Raw genomic sequence first — 19,376 nt, forward strand, 5'->3', positions numbered from 1 at the left:
TTGCCACAAAAATAATAATTATACAAGCAAAAGTCATTAATACGCGTTCTTGTTGATAAACCCGTGGAAAATAGTCCCGATCAATATTCTGAAATCAAATTCCATTGACCAGTTTTCAATATAATAAATATCGTATTCGATTCGCTTTCTTATGGAAGTGTCACCTCTATAGCCATTTATCTGAGCCCATCCGGTAAGACCGGGTCTGACCTGATGTTTAACCATATATCGCGGTATTTCCTGCCTGAATTTCTCAACAAACTGAGGTCTCTCAGGTCTTGGTCCCACAAGCGACATATTCCCAATCAATACATTAAACAGCTGCGGAAGCTCATCAATGCTGTGTGATCTCAAGAACTTACCAACATTTGTAACTCTGGGGTCATCCTTTGTTGTCCACCCCTTTTTCTCAGACTTTTCTGACTGAAGCTTCATGGTTCTAAACTTGTACATCATAAAGCTCTGACCATGAAGTCCCACTCTCTCCTGCTTGAATATAACAGGTCCGGGGCTTGATACCTTAACCGCTATCGCGGCAGCGAGCATTGCCGGTGAAAAAATAATAATGGCAATTATTGCACCAATAATATCCACTATACGTTTTACAAGAACATTAAAACCATTTGTCAATGGTACATATCTTATATTGACAACAGAAAGACCCAAAATATCTTCCGTATATGGATTACTCGGGAAAAGGCTGGTGTAGTCAGGGATAAACTTGGTATGAACTCCTGACTTCTCACAGTCATCCACAAGCTCTTCAAGCCTGTCATATCTATCCAGGGGCAGAGTTATGGTAATCTCATCATATTCATTACTTTCAAGAAGCTCCGGTAATTTGTCTATCTTGGAAATTACCTTTACTCCGTGATAAGTTGTCCCCAGGGGAACCGCATCGTCAAGAATACCGCTTACAACATATCCCCACTGAGGATTGTTATTTATCCTGCTGATATATCCTTCTGCACTTCTGGAATATCCAATAAGAAGGATATGCTTTAAGTTGTAGCCCTTTCTTCTTATATATCTCAGGAATCTTCTAAGTAAAACCCTGGACAGACTCATCAGAATCACATTGATAACTGCAAACATCGCTATCATCGTACGCGAGAAGTCGACCTGCTTAATCATGTACAGAGCAACGTAAAAGCCTATAATTCCAATGACATTAGCCCGAAGGATATTATACAGTTCGTATCTCATCCTCGTGGCGCGTCTGGGAGTATAGAGGTTTACCATATTGTATAGAACCATATATGCAGGCACCAAAAAATAGAGGGCAGTAAAATATGTCCTCATGGAAAGGTAGCCTCCCTCCGGCCCTGAAAACGGCGATTCGAATTTCAGATAAAAAGCCAGCATATAGGAACAGGCCACAATTATGCCGTCCCCAGCGACGTGTAGCATGTTCAGATTTTTCTGATTATCCTTAATCATATCTATTTCATTCTATAACATTTTATTTTATCCAACAAGCCTGCGAACGCAGTTGACAAGTAGTTCAAGCTCAAGAATGACATAATTTTTCATATGTCTTTTCTTAAATTCAACTTTCCTGTCACTGTTTTTTATAATCTTCTTAACCCCACCGACAAGCCCATTGAAATATGCAATGCCAAGTCCCTTTTTTATAAAGTATATTTGCTTAATCAAAATCCCCGGGATGACAAAAGGGAGATTTAATAATATTTGCAGAAACGGCATATTTTTATATATTAAATAAAGGTTATTACCTGCCGTCAGTTCTTCCTTAAAAACATTATATCTCGATCCGCTTGTCCCGCTGCCGGCATGATATACAACTGCGGTTGGCTCATAATAATTCTGATAACCATATATTCTTGCCCTGTATCCGACATCCACATCTTCCAAATAGCAAAAATGTGCTTCATCGAAGCCGCCTATCTGAACAAGAATATCTTTTCTATATATGGCAGCACCGGCGCAGGCAGATGTTATTTTCATTTTCCTGTCATAATTCTTATTACTTTTATCTCTTCCCGGAGAAAAAGCCCATCCCAGAGCGCAGTATAAATCACCACAATCATCAATATTATGTGGTTCCTTCATTTGCAACATCTTAGCTCCGACAGAGAAGACCTTACTCTTACCATCTATTGCCTTAAGTAAATTCTCTGTCATCCTTTCATCGGAAACAGTATCATTATTTAAAAGTATGACATACTCGGTTTTGGCAAGTCTTATCCCAACATTTACCGCATTTGCAAAACCGGTATTTTCGGAAAGCTCATGAATAACCGTCTTGGGGTAACGTTCTGCATGTTTACCCAGATTATTACGAAGAGTCTCTATTCCATTATCTGTTGATCCATTATCAATAATTATAACCTCAGAGCTTATACTCTGTTTTTTAAGGCTCTTTAAGCAATCATCAAGAAATTTTGCCCCGTTATAATTAGGGATAATTATTGTTACTTTATTATTCAAATAAGTAGCCCTCGAGGTCAGACAATTGTCTCATACCTGGGATCCCACATAACTTTATATCCCAGTTGTCTGACAGCCTGTCCAAACCGTATGCTCTTCTCTCTTATTTCTGAATCAGTTCCTATAGCTTCAGCTTTAAAGCTCTTTCCTTCTGTCGTATCCTTATACGATACTCCAAATATTTCCTTATAAAGATCTGTCAGTTCAGACCTTATTTTCATACATCTTATATCAACCGCATCCGTATCCTGCTCAAGAGCAGCCAGATGCTGAAGACCACCACTGAACCCCTTCGGAAGTCCGTCAAATCTGATTTTTCCATCCGCACGGTAATTACCGCCGAGCATGGTACCATTCTTATCTACTATTTTTCCACCTACTACACCGATATCTTTTCTGGCAGAAAAGATATTGTCAACATAATCAACACGGTAAAATCCCACATGCTTTAAATGACTTACAGATGCCTTAATGCCGTTCACTTTAAGAAAATCCTCCACAGCACGTTTTCCGGCATCATACGCATACATCTTGCTTCTGGGATTCGCAGAAGTGGAACTGTCATGACTTCTCCAGTGATACAGAACTTTTGGAATATGAATTATCTGTTTTTGATAATCAGTACTCCACATTATTCTACCGACTGCTCTCAAAAACAGATCGTAATCCTGTGCACCGTCATATTCACTTCTGAATCTGCAGGTATGAATAACATCTGATCTTATAGTTGTAAAATGACATATATAGTTATTTGACAAAAACAGATCCGGATTAAATTTCTTCTTTCTATGGTACTCGAAGAATTTGTCCCCTTCAGCATTGCATTTATCCTCATCCGAATAAATCAGTCTGGGATAATTCTTTATAGCAGCAATCGCCACCTCGCAAAGAGCGTTTGGCGTAAGGACATCATCATGATCGAGAAGTGCCATATAGTCGCCACGGGAAGCATCAAGCGCAGCATTAGTGTTATTGGAAATCCCCGCATTTGTCTTAAGCTTGATATGTCTTATTCTTCCGTCAATAGCAGAATAACCGTTTATGATATCCGTCAGAGGATACAGCGGTCTTCCCTTTGAAACAAGCGGAGCCTCAGCCAAAATCAGCTCCCATTTTCCATAGGTCTGATTTTGAACAGATTCAATCATCATCTTTAGAAATTCTCTGTCCGTATTATAGCAGGGCACAAGGATACTGATCAGAGGAAGCATTTTTGATTTATCCGCATTGTTCAATAAAGAGCGATACCATTTTCTCTGCTTCTCCAGCTCTTCTTCTGTCGGAGGCTCATAAATATAGTTATCACTTCTCTGGTCCCTCAGCCTCTCCATAACAGCAACTGCTGTATTACCTATGCCATTTCTCCTGGCGTATGAAATTGTCTTCTTAATACTATTAATCATATTTATAATAATAGGGCTGTCAGGCAAACTGACAGCCCTGCTAAAAGGATTCTTGTTGTTATTCTATAAGTGCTTTAACAGCAGCAGTAAGTTCATCCTGCTTCTTAGCAGCATCCTCAAGGCTTGTACCCTTTACACCCATATAGAACTTAATCTTAGGCTCTGTTCCTGAAGGACGTGCGCAGCACCATGAATCATTGTCCAGAGCAAAGTAAAGAACATTGGATTCAGGAAGTCCTGTCTTACCCTTCTCGCCTGTCTGAGGGTTAACAGTCTCGCCAGTCTTATAATCGCGGAACTCTTCAACTGTCCAGGCTCCGAATGTCTTAGGCGGATCATTTCTGAGCTTATCCATAAGTGCAGCAATTTCCTTTGCACCCTCCATACCCTTCATGGTAATAGAATACTGGCCTTCCTTATAATAGCCATAGTCCTCATACATATCAACCATAGCATCCCAGAGAGTCATATTATTCTTCTTGCAGAACGCAGCAACTTCGCAGAGCATCATAACAGCTACGATAGCATCCTTATCACGAGCGTGTGTACCTGCAAGGCATCCATAGCTCTCCTCAAGACCGAATACGTAATTGTACTCCTGATTGTTTTCCTCAAAAAGTCTGATCTGCTCACCGATATACTTAAATCCGGTAAGAACTTCAATATAGTGAAGACCATACTTCTCAGCAACTCTTCTTGCCATGTTAGTAGTAACAATTGTTGTTACAAAAGCTGGTCTCTCAGGCATAGTGCCTGTAGCCTTTCTCTCACGAAGAATGTACTCACCAATGAGCATTCCTGACATATTTCCTGTGAAAGGAATGTACTCTCCGGTCTTAGTATCCTTAGCATATACGCCAAGACGGTCAGCATCAGGATCTGTAGCAAGAACGATATCCGCATCCTTCTCCTTAGCAAGCTCAAGTGCAAGTTTGAAAGCTTTGGGATCTTCAGGGTTAGGATAATCAAGTGTAGTAAATTCCGGATCCGGAAGCTCCTGCTCAGGAACAATATATACATTCTTAAATCCGAGCTCTGCAAGTACTCTCTTTACAGGAACAAGACCTGTGCCATGGAAAGGAGTATAAACTACTGTAAGCTTCTCAGCCATCTCCTTGATAGCATCAAGATGGATGATCTGCTTCTTAAGCTCTACCATGTATGCGTCATCGATGTCTTTTCCGATAATCTCATAAAGGCCTGCCTTCATGGCATCGTCCTTAGACATTGTCTTAACATCATTATAATCTGTGATAGCCTTAACCTCAGCGATAATACCTGTATCGTGAGGAGGTGTAACCTGAGCGCCATCCTCCCAATATGCCTTGTATCCGTTATATTCCGGCGGGTTGTGACTTGCTGTAATCATAACACCGGCAATACATCCAAGCTTTCTTAATGCAAATGAAAGCTCAGGAGTAGGTCTGAGTTCATCAAAAACATATGCCTTGATTCCGTTAGCAGCAAGGCATCTTGCTGTCTCATCAGCAAACTCCGGTGAAAATCTTCGGCAATCATAAGAAATAGCAACGCCTCTCTTAGCGCCATCTGCTCCACCGTTCTTCTTAATATAATTTGCAAGTCCCTGTGTTGCCTTACGAACAACGTACTTGTTCATTCTGTTGGTTCCTGCCCCAATAACTCCGCGCAGTCCACCTGTACCGAATTCGAGTTCCTGATAGAATCTATCCTGAACCTCATCCTCGTTATTTCGAATAGCTGTCAGCTCTTTCTTTGTATCCTCATCGAAATAAGGATCATTTAACCAATATTCAAGCTGTTTCATTGCGTCACTCATCATCTTCCTCCTTATAAGTGAGGTTTAACCTCAATTATATTAAGTAAATCATTACTTTTAGCAAAAATCAAGTCATACATTGCCAAAGAAATACTCAAGCATTGCGCAAACTGCTATAACCTTCAACATTAAGCGAAAAATCACTTCTGTCTAATGAGAAGTTGGGATTATAGTAGGGATCTCCCTTATCAAGAACAGTCTTCCATTTGTTGCGGAAGTGTTCTGACTCTTCATCATAGCGTCTGGCATTTTCCCCTTCAAGGTCCAGTCCTCTGGACGCGGATTCATAATGGTACATCTCAGCAAAAGGTGTGAATATGTTAAGATAACCTTTATCACGCAATTTCAGACAAAAATCAACGTCATTGAGAGATACCTTAAAGCCCTCATCAAAACCGCCCACTTCGTCATACTTAGCTCTTGATACCATAAGGCACGCTCCGGTAACAGCAGAAACATTCTGAGCATAGCATAGTCTGCCCATATATCCGAGGTTCATTCCCTCCTGTCCGTAATGGCAATGTCCGGCTGTTCTGTGTGCACCAAGTCTTAAAACTATCCCGGCATGCTGTATCTTTCGATTAGGGAAATATAGTTTTCCTCCAACTGCTCCCACATCACTTCTCTGAGCATACATAAGTAGTTCTTCCATCCAGTTGACAGTTATAACCTGTGTATCGTTGTTAAGAAGAAGTATGTAGTCTCCCGTAGACTGCTTAACTCCATAATTCACAACAGCTGAATAGTTAAAGGATGGCTTAGAACCATCGGCGTTCAGGTTACTCTTATCCTCATAGTAGTCAACTATTTTGAGAACAGAGCTCATGGCTCCGTTTCTGAGTTCATCGTAATATGCTCTGATTTCCTTTGAACTACTGCCATTTTCAACAATGATAATCTCATAATTATCATATGTGGACTTTTCATAAATGGAAGTAAGACATCTCTTCAAGTCCTCAAGATGTTCACAGGTGGGTATTATTATTGAAATCCTGGGAATACCCTGAACCTCATAAGCTATCTTGAAAATCGTCTCAAATGCTCTGGTACTTGTTATCTTGAAATGTTCATATCCATGTCTTCTAAGGTGATCGGCGACTGCACCTCTGGCAGCATCTATCGCGTAGCTCTTGGCACTTATATCTGATGCTACGCTTCCTGCATGCGATCTCCAGTAATACAAAAGTCTGGGTATATGAACAATCTTCTCAGCATTATCAGTCAGTCTGAGGATCATATCATGGTCCTGGCTGCCATCAAATTTCGATCTGAAAAGCTCTGTACCATCAAGGAGTGAACGCTTGAAAACACTGAAATGACAGATATAGTTATTAGCTCTTAAATTATCCGGCGCGTAATCAGGCTTGAAGTGCATTGTTATCATATGATCAATGCTCTTACCCGAAAAAGTCGCCTCATCGCAGTACAGATAATCTGCATTTTCCTCATTTATTGCCTTTACATAGTAGTAGAGTACCTCAGGGTGAAGAATATCATCATGGTCAAGAAGTCCGATATACTCTCCCGAAGCCAATTTGAGACATTCATTTGTATTTCCGGATATTCCGGTATTCTTTTCAAGTCTGTGATAGAGGACACCTGCCCCTTCTGACTTACCAAGCTTTGCACGATTATCCTTTTTATATTCATTAACAATCGTTTCCACATAGGCATGCTCTGCATCTGATCCATCAGCAAGACAAAGCTGCCAGTTTGTATAGGTCTGGTTCAGAACAGACTCAATCATATCCCTCAGAAAATTCTCAGGAGTATTGTAAAGTGGTACAAGTATACTGATAAGTGGCATTTTTTCAAAATTCTCATTTCTCTCTGCCACAATGGTCTCTTCTGTAGGAAAACTCTCAGTACCGTAATGAACCTTAGCCTTCCTTTCAATCTGCTTATATTTAAGCTTGGCAATTACTCCTCTTACAGAACCGGCATTTTTCACGCGATCCTTCTGGCGTATCACAAAATGCATCGCATTTCTTGCAGGTGTGCTCGCCTTCCATATAGGGTTATTCTTTATACGGTTAAGCTTAAATTCAAGCTCCTGATTCTTATCCTCAAGATCAGCTATTCTCTGTGCCAAATCTGCACTTTTAAGCTTCTCCTTTTCATATGCTGTTTTAAAATCAAATTCAGTATTATCAGTCATTAAATCATTTCACCTTAAGTAAATTTGGTACCCAGTTAATCAGTTTAAGTGTTCCGGTCTGATCAAGCGCGGCCATACCAACCTGGTAGTAACCGGGTGATAGCTTTCCCGAAGCGATTCTTACTTTGTATCCTGTAAGATCTACATCTATCTGATCCTGTAGTCTTAGCTTTATATCAGGTCTGTACCAGGTATAAACAGGCATACTGTAAACCACAGAAGATGCAGGTCTTGCTCCCTCATCAGACCTTTCAACCTGTCTCAAAACCAGCCTTCTCTCAAAGAAAGCATTATCAGAACCTATAACAAAGCTGTAGCCTTTAACAAAATAGCCATCAAGAACTTCACCGTCACGGATTCCATACATCCAGTTCTCCATGGTTCCTGCATACTCAACACCAATTCTAAGACATGCGTCTTCTCTTGCATCTGCAAAGCCATCCTCATGAACCTTGACAGTATGATAAGGAATATCCAAAACAGGAGTGAAGTCTTCGCAAGGTATTATAGCACTGATAGTCTCATCATCAGTAAGATACTTACTGTAAAACGGATCCTTATTGTAAAATCCCGGATGCCGCTTCATAAGCACTTCATACTCGCCTGCAAGCCTCTCCATCTTCTTTAAATCCAGAGTGTCAAGACCTCTGCTTAAGGACTCGTGATGATATAGGCTTATATGATTACAGCAGACATTATAGTATCCCTTTTGATAAACACTGTAGCATAAATCAACGTCATTAAAAGCAACCGGCAATTCTTCCGGAAAGCCTCCAACCTCATTAAATTTCTCACGGCTGAGCATAAGGCATGCACCTGTTGCACCAATCAGATTGTGAATACCTCTGTTATAGCCAAAATAATGTGATTTCTGATCATGCATTTTCTGAAGCTTATGCACGGGGCCAAGCCTCACATTAGTTATTCCGCAATGCTGAATAAGATCAGTATCCGGATAAAGAAGCTTTGCTCCTACAACTCCCACATGTCTCAGCTGTGCCTGAGAAAGCATCTCCCGAAGCCATCCGTCCTGCGTTGCCTCAATATCATCATTAAGGAAAAGCAGATATTCCCCACCTGATCGTACAGCTCCGCGGTTGCACATATGAGAAAAATTAAATGCCTCAACCTTATACAGATATGTGATATTAGTCAATCCACCGGTTTTATCTATCTGATTTATATATGAACCATAGCGGACACGATTGTACGCACTGCTGCCGTTATCTACGACTACAATCTCATACCTTATGTTCTTTTCATGCGTAGTATTTACTATGGATTTAAGACACTGAAAAAGAATATCCGGATGATCCTTTGTAGGAATAATGATACTCACAGTAGCGGGCTTCATAAGCATATGCCGCGAATTATGAAAACCTCTTCCGTAAAAAACATCTGTCTCGGGCTCCCTATGGAAAAGAATCTCTCCTATATGTCCTATAGGAAAGTCCGTATCTGTTCTTTTAGCAAAAGCTCTCTCTTCAATTGCAAGCATGCAAAACAGAACATCAGCAGAAAGCATGCTGGCTTCTCTGCCCACTGCTTCAGGTGAATTCTTTTTTACCCCTGTAGTTCCACCAAGCATCTTAATCGCATTATCATATTCTGCAGTTGCAGCCTCATATGTATTTGCTCTGCATGCAAACACACTGCCAATATAAAAAGCATTCAGATAAGTATCCGGTGACCAGTCAGGTTTAAAATATGGCTTTCCATATTTCCCCCTGCCTACCATTTCATCCTCATCACCATAGACAACATTAATCTCGGGATGCGCCTCAAAATATCTTCTGATATTTTCTACCGCATGACCTGCAAGTCTCCCTTTTGGGCTCACAAAAATCAGGATCCTCTCAGCAGTTGCAGCAGGATCGGCCTCTCTCCACACCTGAGTGTAAGATACAACCTCCGTAAAAAGCTGAAGTCTCCCCGTGACTTCGGAAGCAGCCCCACCTGACACTAAAATGGGGTGCTTTTCCTGTCTGTGCTCCCAGATATTATAGGCATTCTTACATTCTTTTACCTTATTCTGATAGCCCCTTTTTCTGTTGTTAATAAGAATATTCTTAGCGACTTCTTTTAACATTTTTCACTGCCCTTACTTAGGAAGCAGTTTCCTCTTTATCTTGCGAAGGAACTCTCCCTTCTCCTCCGTAGTTTCTTCCTCTACCACTCTGAGCGAGTCCTCAATTGTGGTAGCTGTTTCTTTCGGAATGAGCGTTGTCATCATCGTTACCTTAAGATGATTTTCGCGCTTTTTCTCTATTCTGTCATCAGAAAAACCAAATTCAATATTGGGATCATCTGTTCCAAATACTATACTGTCTTCTGAAATCCATGATCCGTTGGGATGGATTGAAATATAAGATCCTCCCTCTTCTACGGATACATCATTCCAGACTACCTGTTTAATTGTAACTATACAGCTGGCAAAAGCAGGATCAATACGAATATTCTGAACACCGTCATTACACTCTATACTGATAGTTACTGTATTGTGATCATCATATGTCTCATCAGGGAAAATCGAATCGTCTTCACTGTATCCTTCACCCTCATCAACATATACCTGTATCTCTTCGGCACTTCTTGCTGTCTCTGATGATCCGGCCAGCTCTTTCGGAACTATTGCTGTTCTTCCTATCATCTTCCACAGCTCGACAGATGACTTTCTTCTACCGGTCACATATTTCTGGAAGTCTGATTCTTCACTCAGAAGTCCCTTAATATCTTCCTCTGTAAGCTCTATCTGTTCATAAAGAGCTTTGACATCAAGCTTATCTCTGCTCCTGTCCTCGAGCATATAACTATAAAGAGCCCTGAATGCTATCTCCTTCGGAGGGATGCATTTACCGTAGGTCCACTCATAATCAATGATTGTCCATATCGGTCCGTTAACCAGAATATTGGAAAAGATAAGGTCGTAATCCGTTACCGGATAATCAGGACGATATCCCATTCTCCTCATATACTCTCTGAAAAGAGCATTGAATGAATCCATATCATCGGATTCAAGGCACGCATCAAACAATGCTGTAAGCGGGATGCCGTTTACATATGAAAACATAGCGCATCTGTTCTTCTCATCAAGCTGGCAATCGTTTACTTCAAGATCTCCGCCTCTGTATCTCTCGCGGAGAGCATAATAAGCATCCTGCATACCAAAGATATGCTCCTCGGCAGCCTCAGTAAGAGGATATTTTTTTATAAGCTTTCTGCCAAGCTTATCTACTGTAATATCTGTTCTGATCTTAAACTCATCGGCACGGTCATTTGAATACTTGCAATAAACCGTATCAAATCCTGGTCCTAAGATAACCTCAAAGGAATTTGCAAAATCCGCATACATTCCATCATTTATAAGGCACTCATATGCTCTCTTCTCGTTAAACAGAAGCAATCTGTCTCTATCGAAATTACGAACATTATCCTGCAGTTCACCGTATGCAGGAAGATATTTATCGGAATGAAGCGATGTCATCAGCTTATAATCGGGATACGGGTAGTAAAAATGATAATCATTCATACCGCACTTTTTGAAAATTCTGATAAGACCACTTCTTGTAAATGTTCTGGCAACAGAGTCCTTTGAGTATCCCTCTATTCCGTCAAAATATCCACCGAGATGGTCCTCAGCTGCTCCTGCAAAATATTTAAGTCCGATTCTGTTTTCAATGGCAATAACAATTCTTCCATCCTTTTTAAGATGCTTTTTAAGCATTGTCAGGAAGTTTTCATATGGATTTTCGGTACCGATGTATCCTTGTCCGTATTCAAATACCCCAATCAGGAATATAAAATCAAAATCAGTCGGAAGATCAGGCTCAATATCCCTGAAATTACCAACATGAATTGTAACATTGTCACACTCGGAGTTTCTTGTAGCATTGATCTCGCTTCTGCGTCTTGAAAGATCGCATGCGATTACCTCACCTGCCTTCTCTGAAAGCATTCCCGTGATAGCTCCGCATCCGGCGCCTACCTCAAGAACCTTCTCCTTCCCCTTCATGGGAATCCACTCGACAATATTACTTCTAAGCTCAGAAAGATGATACAGAATCGGCCAGCTTGCCTTTTTCTCTATTATCTCAGGATACTCTTCCTTCTTATGCTTTCTAACGATGTCAAAGATTTCTTTTTCAACCGGTCCATCACTGTAAAGATCGAGTCCTGCATAGTGCTTGAAATTCAGTTTTACATTGCCAATAAATACTTCTTCCTGCATGTCTTAATCCCTTTTAGCATCAGTTACGCATACCGTTGATTCCATATCGACATACCCAACGGTGTTTTTATCAGAAACAACTGTAATGTTAAGTGCATCATAGAGCCTGTGATAAACAACAAAATCATCCTGTTCAAATCCCGTTACTCCGAAGGAAACAAGGTACTCTCCTCCCTGCAGAAGCATTCTCTGCTTAAAGGTTATTACCTTTTCCTCTCCAGCCTTAACCGGTTCCAGAAACGCTTTTTCTACCATTGAGTTGGTTCCCGTAATCTCAATGCCCATAATGTTCTTTATTGTATAAGCAAAAATCGGAGCATTTATATCCTTAAGGAACTTTACTCTCATATGAATAGTGAATTCTGTTCCTTTTATAACCGAATTGGTTCTGAGTCCCTTTGAGTCAGTAGCATAAAACTCAGTTATATTAGCAGCATTATTGCCATATTCAAGAAGTTCCGGATTCTCTACTGAAGAACCAGCCTTCTTATCTTCCGTTTTAGAATCTGTGGCATCACTTTTTTTGCCGTCAGCCTTTCTGCCCGCAGCTTCTCTTAGCTCTTCATCTTCAAGAAGTGATTTGAAGTCATTCTCCGGAAGAGGATACTGTCCTACCAGAACCTGCTTATAAATATCAATCATCTTCTTGGGAGTTCCCTCTCCAAGTATCACGCCCTGATTCAAAAGCACGGCTCTGTCACAATATCTGCTTATTGTTGAAAGATCATGAGATACAAAAAGAATTGTCTTTCCCTGCTTTTTGAACTCCTCAAACTTGTGATAGCACTTTGCCTGGAAAAAAACATCGCCTACTGAAAGTGCTTCATCAACTATCAGAATCTCAGGATCAATATTTATAGCTACAGCAAAAGCCAGTCGGACAAACATACCACTTGAATAAGTCTTAACCGGCTGATATACATAATCTCCTATATCTGCAAATTCCAGAATGGAATCCATCCTGGCTTTTATCTCTTCCTCAGAAAAGCCAATCATCATTCCATTAAGGAATATATTGTCGATTCCATTGTACTCCAAATTGAAGCCTGCACCCAGCTCAAGAAGAGCAGAAATATGGCCATCTACCTCAACTGTTCCTGAAGTGGGAGACAACACTCCTGTAATTATCTTAAGAATTGTAGATTTACCGGATCCGTTTGTTCCGATAATACCTATTGTCTCACCTTTTTTTACTGTGAGATTAACATGGTTCAATGCAAGATGTTCCGTGTATGAACCAGTTCTAAGAAGTCCAAGTGCATCCTTCAACCTGTCGGAATTCTTATTATAAAGTTTATACATTTTAGTCAGGTCCGAAACCTGAATTGCTATGTCTTTATCCATAAACCAAACTTTCCCGGCAGATTATATCAGAGTACATCTGCAAAATGTGTTTTGGAACGCTTAAATATTAGTGATCCAATGAAGAACAGAGTCACAACTACTATCCAAAAATATGTGCTTGAATAAAAATGTTCAAAGAACCACTCATTACCATATATCGCATTGCGATAGCCATTTACGATATAAGTCATCGGATTAAGCTTTATTATCCATTTAAGATTATCAGGAAGCATATTTATATCCCACAATATGGGAGTCGCCCACTGACCAACCTGAAGTACTATAGCCAGAATCTGTGTAAGATCTCTGAAAAACACCACTACAGCACAGGTTGTATAGCATATTGAAAGAACCAGTATAAATTCACAGATTGCGTAATAAAAAATCTGTATCGTGTAAATTGTGGGGTAAAAACCATACATACATGAAACAGCAATCATGACCCCTGCAAAAAATACATGGATAAAAAGTGCTGCAATAACCTTGATCAAAGGCAAAATACTTATTTTAAACAAAACCTTTTTAACAAGATAGTTGTACTCCAAAAGAGATGTTGTTCCGTTCATAAGGGCTTCGTTAAAGAAGAACCAGGGTACAAGTCCCGTAGTAAGGAACAGCACATAGGGTACATCTATTCCGCCGGCCACAAGCTGTGACTTTTGCTGGAATATCCTGTCAAACACAAACCAATACATCAAAACAGTGACCACCGGTTGAACCAGTGCCCACACAACGCCCATATACGAGCCGGCATATCGTTTTTTAAAATCATTAACCGCCAGTCTCCGGATGAGCTTCCTGGAATTGTAAAGCTCAACCGGTAAAACCATAAGCTTGTCATACCAGACCGTAACCAGTACCATGGACATGACAATCAGTATGCATGCACATATTTTCTTTAACATTTCAGTATGCTGATCAGCAAGCACATTGGTATGTAAAACAATTATCAGCATAAGTATAAGTGCCATTGCATAGAATATTCCCAGGCCAACCGGCTTGGGCAGCTCACTTATAAAAGGCAGCTTATCTGTCTTTTCCCTCGCCATTTATTTAACTCCGCGGTCCTTTTTATAATCAGAAAGTGTTCCCCACTTGGTATCCTTATCTGATAAAGTAAGATCTGCCTCATTCTCATAAGGCCATTCAACACCTATCTCGGGATCCTTAAAGAGAATTCCTCCCTCATCATCCGGATGATAGAAATCTGTACATTTGTATGCAAATTCAGCATAGTCTGAAAGAACAAGGAATCCGTGAGCAAATCCCTTAGGAATAAAGAACTGCTTCTTGTTCTCGGCTGAAAGAACAACTCCAAACCACTTACCAAAAGTAGCTGAACCCTCACGAAGATCCACAGCAACGTCAAAGACCTCGCCCTTAATAGCACGAACAAGCTTATCCTGAGGGAAATTTTTCTGGAAGTGAAGTCCTCTGAGCACTCCCTTCTTGGAAGCTGACTGATTGTCCTGTACGAATTCCATGTCTATACCAATCTTCTCAAAGTCTCTCCTTGAGTAGGTCTCCATGAAATAACCTCTCTCATCTCCGAAAACCTGAGGGGTAATTACCTTAAGTCCTTCAATTTCGCATGTTTCAACATTTAACTGACCCATTTTATCTATATTCCTCCAAAATTAATTTTCATTTATGTCCGATTCTATAGGAGTCTCATGTAATTCTCCGTGCTCATCAGGCACAAGTCTTGCATTTCCTGCAGATACTTCATTCCCAACAGGAAACTGCATATCATCAGCATTTTCCGCATTAGCGGGCACGGGTATGTTATCCACCACAACTACTACAGATGGTCCCTGTTCACTCTTATCAAAAAAATCATTGGCAGTAAGAAATCCCTTAAGATTATCACCAATCTGCTCCCCAAATTCCGTCCCGCTTTCCTCTTCTTCGGTAACGGAAGCTTCGGTTTCAGATGCTTTTTTACTGCCAAGCAAGGAATTAATCCTATCTCTGTTTGCAGCATAAACTACCACTCCGATTAGTACCATAGTGGTAATTATAGCCAATATAGACAATCTGAATGTCTTAGAGTCCATTTGCTACCTCAACAAGATATTTGCCGTAATCGGTCTTCATAAGAGGCTCAGCAAGCTTCAAGAGCTGATCCTTATCGATAAATCCTCTCTTATAAGCGATCTCCTCAATACATGAAACATAAAGTCCCTGTCTCTTCTGGAATGCGCAAACAAAGTCAGCAGCATCAAGAAGTGAATCATGATTACCTGTATCAAGCCATGCAAAGCCTCGTCCCATAGTCTCTACATGCAGTTCTCCTCTGCGAAGATACTCATTATTTACACTTGTAATCTCTATCTCGCCTCTGGCTGAAGGCTTAACATTTTTAGCTATGTCAATTACATCATTGTCATAGAAATATAATCCGGGAACAGCGTAATTACTCTTGGGATGCTCCGGCTTCTCCTCGATTGAGATTGCCTTGCCATTCTCATCAAACTCAACAACGCCGTACTCTCTGGGATCGCGAACATAATAACCGAAAATAGTTGCGCCCTTATCCCTTGCAGCAACCTCCTTAAGAAGCTTACTGAAGCTCTGTCCATAGAAAATATTATCTCCAAGTACCAGCGCCACGCTGTCACTTCCGATAAAATCAGCACCGATAATAAATGCATCGGCAAGTCCTCTGGGCTCCTCCTGAATGGCATATGAAAATGACATTCCAAGCTGTTCACCTGTTCCAAAAAGATCCTCAAAAATAGGAAGATCTCTGGGTGTTGAAATAATAAGTACCTCTCTTATACCCGCAAGCATAAGTGTGGAAAGCGGATAATAAATCATAGGCTTGTCATAGACAGGCATGATCTGCTTGGATATCGCTCTTGTAAGCGGATAAAGTCTGGTTCCGGAACCTCCGGCAAGTATAATTCCCTTCATGGATTTGCCTCCAAAATAATCAATAACTTATAAAGCTGTTACAGGTGCAGATAACCTACACCACCTTATACTATAACATAAAAAGTCATAGTCTATCATTTGTTTTTATATTTATTCCTGTTCGTTTTTACGAACTTCATCTATAATGAACGGTGGCCGCGTTCTCGCAGCATCCAATACACGCCACAGATATTCCCCAAGAATACCAAGTGTCACCATGATAAGACCGGTTGCCAGAAGTATGACGCACATAAGTGATGCATATCCGGCAATGGGAGTACCCACCGTAAGCTTTTCAACAATAGAGCCTATGATTCCCACAAAGGATGCCAGGGCAACAAGTGCTCCTATAGTACTGATAGCCCTTATGGGAAAATATGAAAAGCTCATCATTGAATCCACAACAAGCTTGTATTTTTTTGCAAACGTCCATCTGGATTTTCCTACAGTTCTGTCTTTTCTATGGAAATAGACTTTAGCTGATTTAAATCCAATCCACATAACCTGCAATGTCAGTGATGAATTTTTCTCATCCATCAGCTGAATAACCTTTATTGCCTGTCTGTCCAGAAGATAGCAGTCACATCCCCCCTGCGGCATATCCTTGTTAATGGTTTTTCTTACGATCCAATAATACATCCCGGCAAAGAACTTCTTTACAGCTCCTTCATCACGCTCAGCTCTTATTGCCAGGACAACCTTATTACCTTCCTTCCACTTCTCGTATAAATCCAGTATAAGTGTGGAATCCTCCTGAAGGTCTGCCTGTTTGGTAACAGCACAGTCTCCCGTACACACTGAAAGACCCGCAAGGATTGCAGCATGTTCGCCGAAATTTCTTGATAGCCTTGTGCAAACTACATTCTTGTCCTTTTCGGCAATCTTGTTCATAATTTCCCAGGAATTATCCCCGGATCCATCGTCGACAAAGACAATCTCATAGTCTCCAAGCTTCCCGAGGATTTTTTGTTTCATATCCTCGTAGAGCATTTCGAGAGTGTCTGAATTGTAGTAAACCGGTACAACTATTGATATTTTGCTCATGTTTTCTCCCCCCCTCATCCGTCAGCTACGCTGACGGATGAGGGCTCTATAACGCAACAATAGAGAGCCCGGTAAAATGCCTTACCAAAGCTCTCCTGTTATATTGCAATGCTTCTTTAATCATTCACAGCTTAAAGCTTGCTGCTATACATGTCATCGTAATATTTCTGGTAGTCTCCGCTTGTCACATGCTCCATCCAGTCCTCATGTGCAAAGAACCACTTAATTGTCTTTCTGATGCCTTCCTTGAACATTGTCTCAGGCTCCCAGCCAATCTCAGCCTTAATCTTATCAGGAGCGATTGCATAGCGGCGATCATGTCCCTTTCTATCCTCTACATATGTTATAAGGTCATATGTGAGCTTTTCCTTTCTGGGATCTGAATCGTCAAGAGATTCTCTGAGTACATCAATGATAGTCTGAACAATATCAATGTTCTGCTTCTCATTGTGTCCGCCGATGTTATAAGTCTCGAAAAGCTTACCCTTTTCCTGTACCATGTCGATTGCCTTGGCATGATCTTCAACATAGAGCCAGTCGCGGACGTTCTTACCATCTCCGTAAACGGGAAGCGCTTTACCCTCAAGTGCATTGTGGATCATAAGAGGAATAAGCTTCTCAGGGAACTGGAACGGTCCGTAGTTATTGGAGCAGTTAGTAATGTTTGCAGGGAACTTATATGTATCCATATAAGCCTTAACAAGCATATCTGAACTTGCCTTACTTGCTGAATACGGGCTGTGGGGATCGTAAGGAGTTGTCTCATAGAAATAAGCGTTAGGATCCTCAGGAAGTGAACCGTATACCTCATCTGTACTTACATGAAGGAACTTCTTTCCTTCCTTAAACGAACCATCGGAAAGCTCCCATGCCTTCTTAGCAGCGTTCAACATTGTAGCTGTACCAAGAACGTTAGTCTCAACGAAAATCTCAGGATTAACTATAGATCTGTCTACATGGCTCTCTGCAGCAAAATGTACAACACGGTCGATATCATTCTCTTCAAAAATCTTGTTAATGGCATCTCTGTCGCAAATATTAGCCTTAACAAATGTATAATTATCTCTTCCCTCTACATCCTTGAGGTTCTCAAGGTTACCAGCATAGGTAAGAGCATCCACATTGATAATGCGGATTTCGTTGTCATACTTTTTAAACATGTAGTGAATATAATTGGAACCGATAAAACCGGCACCGCCTGTTACAAGATAAGTTCTCATATAACCTCCGATAACAAAAAAAGTTGTAAAAATCTCTAATGTATTCTAACTGTTTAAATAAAATAATGCAAATTATTTAAATCATGCTGTTATATCAGGTAAAAAATCAGTATTCCACTTAATATCAGCAACATCCCAACAATCTTGGATTTAGTGATTTTTTCCTTAAAAATAAATCTGCTAAGAAACATAACCAGTATATATCCTACAGGCTCAATTATCACCACATACATATAAGGCATGTGACCATAGCAGATAATTGCGACCAGCATGGAAATAACGAGAAGCCCATAGCCCCCTATTACAAGGACGTTAAGATACTGCCTGATAAATCCGGGATATTCTTTTCCGGAGCTCTTCTTAAGAAGAATCTGCGAAACAGATGCCAGGAGCTGACCAAACAGTGCCAGTATTATAAAAGGAATCATTGTCTGCCTCCCTTCATATCTTCACTGCTATCCGGTTCTCCTGATGGCCTGTTCAGGATAATCGTTCCGATTATTACCAGTAAAACGCCTGCTACTTTTGGAGCTGTTACCTTTTCATGAAAAAGCATCACACTCCACAAAAGCGACCACAAAAGCGTCATCGCCTTGTTGGCATAGGCAATCGATAGCTCAAAACGCTTTAAAAGCTGCTGCCATAATATTGCATAAATACCGAGCACTGCAAAATCCAAAAAATACAGCAGCAAAAATTCCACAGATAAAAATTTGTAATTCGATACCAGCTTACTGATAACAGTTGTTAAAGAATATATCAGTACCGCTCCCTGAAGAAACAATATACTCCCCAGTGATATTTTTTTCATGTT

At 40.6% G+C, this 19,376-nt stretch carries 16 protein-coding genes; all 16 read right to left on the minus strand.

The features are described from left to right. Positions 1 to 36: 36 nt before the first annotated feature. A complete protein-coding gene (locus G602_RS0101650) occupies positions 37 to 1,440 on the minus strand; it encodes an undecaprenyl-phosphate glucose phosphotransferase (protein WP_026657333.1) in 1,404 nt (467 codons plus the stop codon). A gap of 27 nt (positions 1,441 to 1,467) precedes the next feature. Then, entirely contained in the window at positions 1,468 to 2,451 is a 984-nt protein-coding gene (locus G602_RS0101655) for a glycosyltransferase family 2 protein (RefSeq protein ID WP_049944998.1), read from the minus strand. Between the two features lie 17 nt (positions 2,452 to 2,468). Beyond that, a complete protein-coding gene (locus tag G602_RS24795) occupies positions 2,469 to 3,881 on the minus strand; it encodes a glycosyltransferase (protein ID WP_049944999.1) in 1,413 nt (470 codons plus the stop codon). A gap of 31 nt (positions 3,882 to 3,912) precedes the next feature. After that, positions 3,913 to 5,652 (minus strand): phospho-sugar mutase, encoded by a 1,740-nt coding sequence (locus G602_RS0101665; protein ID WP_026657335.1) that lies wholly within the window; start codon positions 5,650 to 5,652, stop codon positions 3,913 to 3,915. A gap of 94 nt (positions 5,653 to 5,746) precedes the next feature. Then, the gene (locus G602_RS0101670; RefSeq protein ID WP_026657336.1) at positions 5,747 to 7,810 is read right to left on the minus strand and encodes a glycosyltransferase family 2 protein; all 2,064 of its coding nucleotides are present in this window, start codon (positions 7,808 to 7,810) and stop codon (positions 5,747 to 5,749) included. Positions 7,811 to 7,814: 4 nt separating this feature from the next. Further along, positions 7,815 to 9,899 carry a glycosyltransferase family 2 protein gene (locus tag G602_RS0101675; RefSeq protein WP_026657338.1) on the minus strand — a complete coding sequence of 695 codons (2,085 nt, stop codon included), beginning with the start codon at positions 9,897 to 9,899 and terminating at the stop codon, positions 7,815 to 7,817. Positions 9,900 to 9,911: 12 nt separating this feature from the next. Beyond that, positions 9,912 to 12,038, minus strand: a complete 2,127-nt coding sequence (locus G602_RS29645; RefSeq protein ID WP_081675796.1) for a class I SAM-dependent methyltransferase — start codon at positions 12,036 to 12,038, stop codon at positions 9,912 to 9,914. Positions 12,039 to 12,041: 3 nt separating this feature from the next. Next, positions 12,042 to 13,382: an ABC transporter ATP-binding protein gene (locus tag G602_RS0101685; protein WP_026657339.1), complete on the minus strand. Its 1,341-nt coding sequence runs from the start codon at positions 13,380 to 13,382 to the stop codon at positions 12,042 to 12,044. Positions 13,383 to 13,408: 26 nt separating this feature from the next. Further along, positions 13,409 to 14,431, minus strand: coding sequence for an ABC transporter permease (locus tag G602_RS0101690; RefSeq protein ID WP_044930827.1), 1,023 nt, complete (start codon positions 14,429 to 14,431; stop codon positions 13,409 to 13,411). After that, positions 14,432 to 14,998 (minus strand): dTDP-4-dehydrorhamnose 3,5-epimerase, encoded by a 567-nt coding sequence (gene rfbC, locus G602_RS0101695; RefSeq protein ID WP_026657341.1) that lies wholly within the window; start codon positions 14,996 to 14,998, stop codon positions 14,432 to 14,434. A 21-nt stretch (positions 14,999 to 15,019) separates the two neighbouring features. Next, on the minus strand, positions 15,020 to 15,439 hold the full coding sequence (locus tag G602_RS0101700) for a hypothetical protein (RefSeq protein WP_026657342.1): 420 nt from the start codon (positions 15,437 to 15,439) through the stop codon (positions 15,020 to 15,022). Continuing rightward, positions 15,429 to 16,298, minus strand: a complete 870-nt coding sequence (rfbA, locus tag G602_RS0101705) for a glucose-1-phosphate thymidylyltransferase RfbA (protein WP_026657343.1) — start codon at positions 16,296 to 16,298, stop codon at positions 15,429 to 15,431. The genes G602_RS0101700 and rfbA overlap by 11 nt, the downstream gene beginning before the upstream one ends. Positions 16,299 to 16,409: 111 nt before the next feature. Further along, on the minus strand, positions 16,410 to 17,342 hold the full coding sequence (locus G602_RS0101710; protein ID WP_026657344.1) for a glycosyltransferase family 2 protein: 933 nt from the start codon (positions 17,340 to 17,342) through the stop codon (positions 16,410 to 16,412). Positions 17,343 to 17,473: 131 nt separating this feature from the next. After that, entirely contained in the window at positions 17,474 to 18,562 is a 1,089-nt protein-coding gene (gene rfbB, locus G602_RS0101715; protein WP_026657346.1) for a dTDP-glucose 4,6-dehydratase, read from the minus strand. Positions 18,563 to 18,651: 89 nt separating this feature from the next. Further along, positions 18,652 to 18,990 (minus strand): multidrug ABC transporter, encoded by a 339-nt coding sequence (locus G602_RS0101720; protein WP_026657347.1) that lies wholly within the window; start codon positions 18,988 to 18,990, stop codon positions 18,652 to 18,654. Continuing rightward, positions 18,987 to 19,373 carry an EamA family transporter gene (locus G602_RS0101725; protein WP_044930828.1) on the minus strand — a complete coding sequence of 129 codons (387 nt, stop codon included), beginning with the start codon at positions 19,371 to 19,373 and terminating at the stop codon, positions 18,987 to 18,989. The genes G602_RS0101720 and G602_RS0101725 overlap by 4 nt, the downstream gene beginning before the upstream one ends. Positions 19,374 to 19,376: the final 3 nt, after the last annotated feature.

The sequence above is a fragment of the Butyrivibrio sp. AC2005 genome, assembly GCF_000424145.1.
Classification (GTDB): Bacteria; Bacillota; Clostridia; order Lachnospirales; family Lachnospiraceae; genus Butyrivibrio.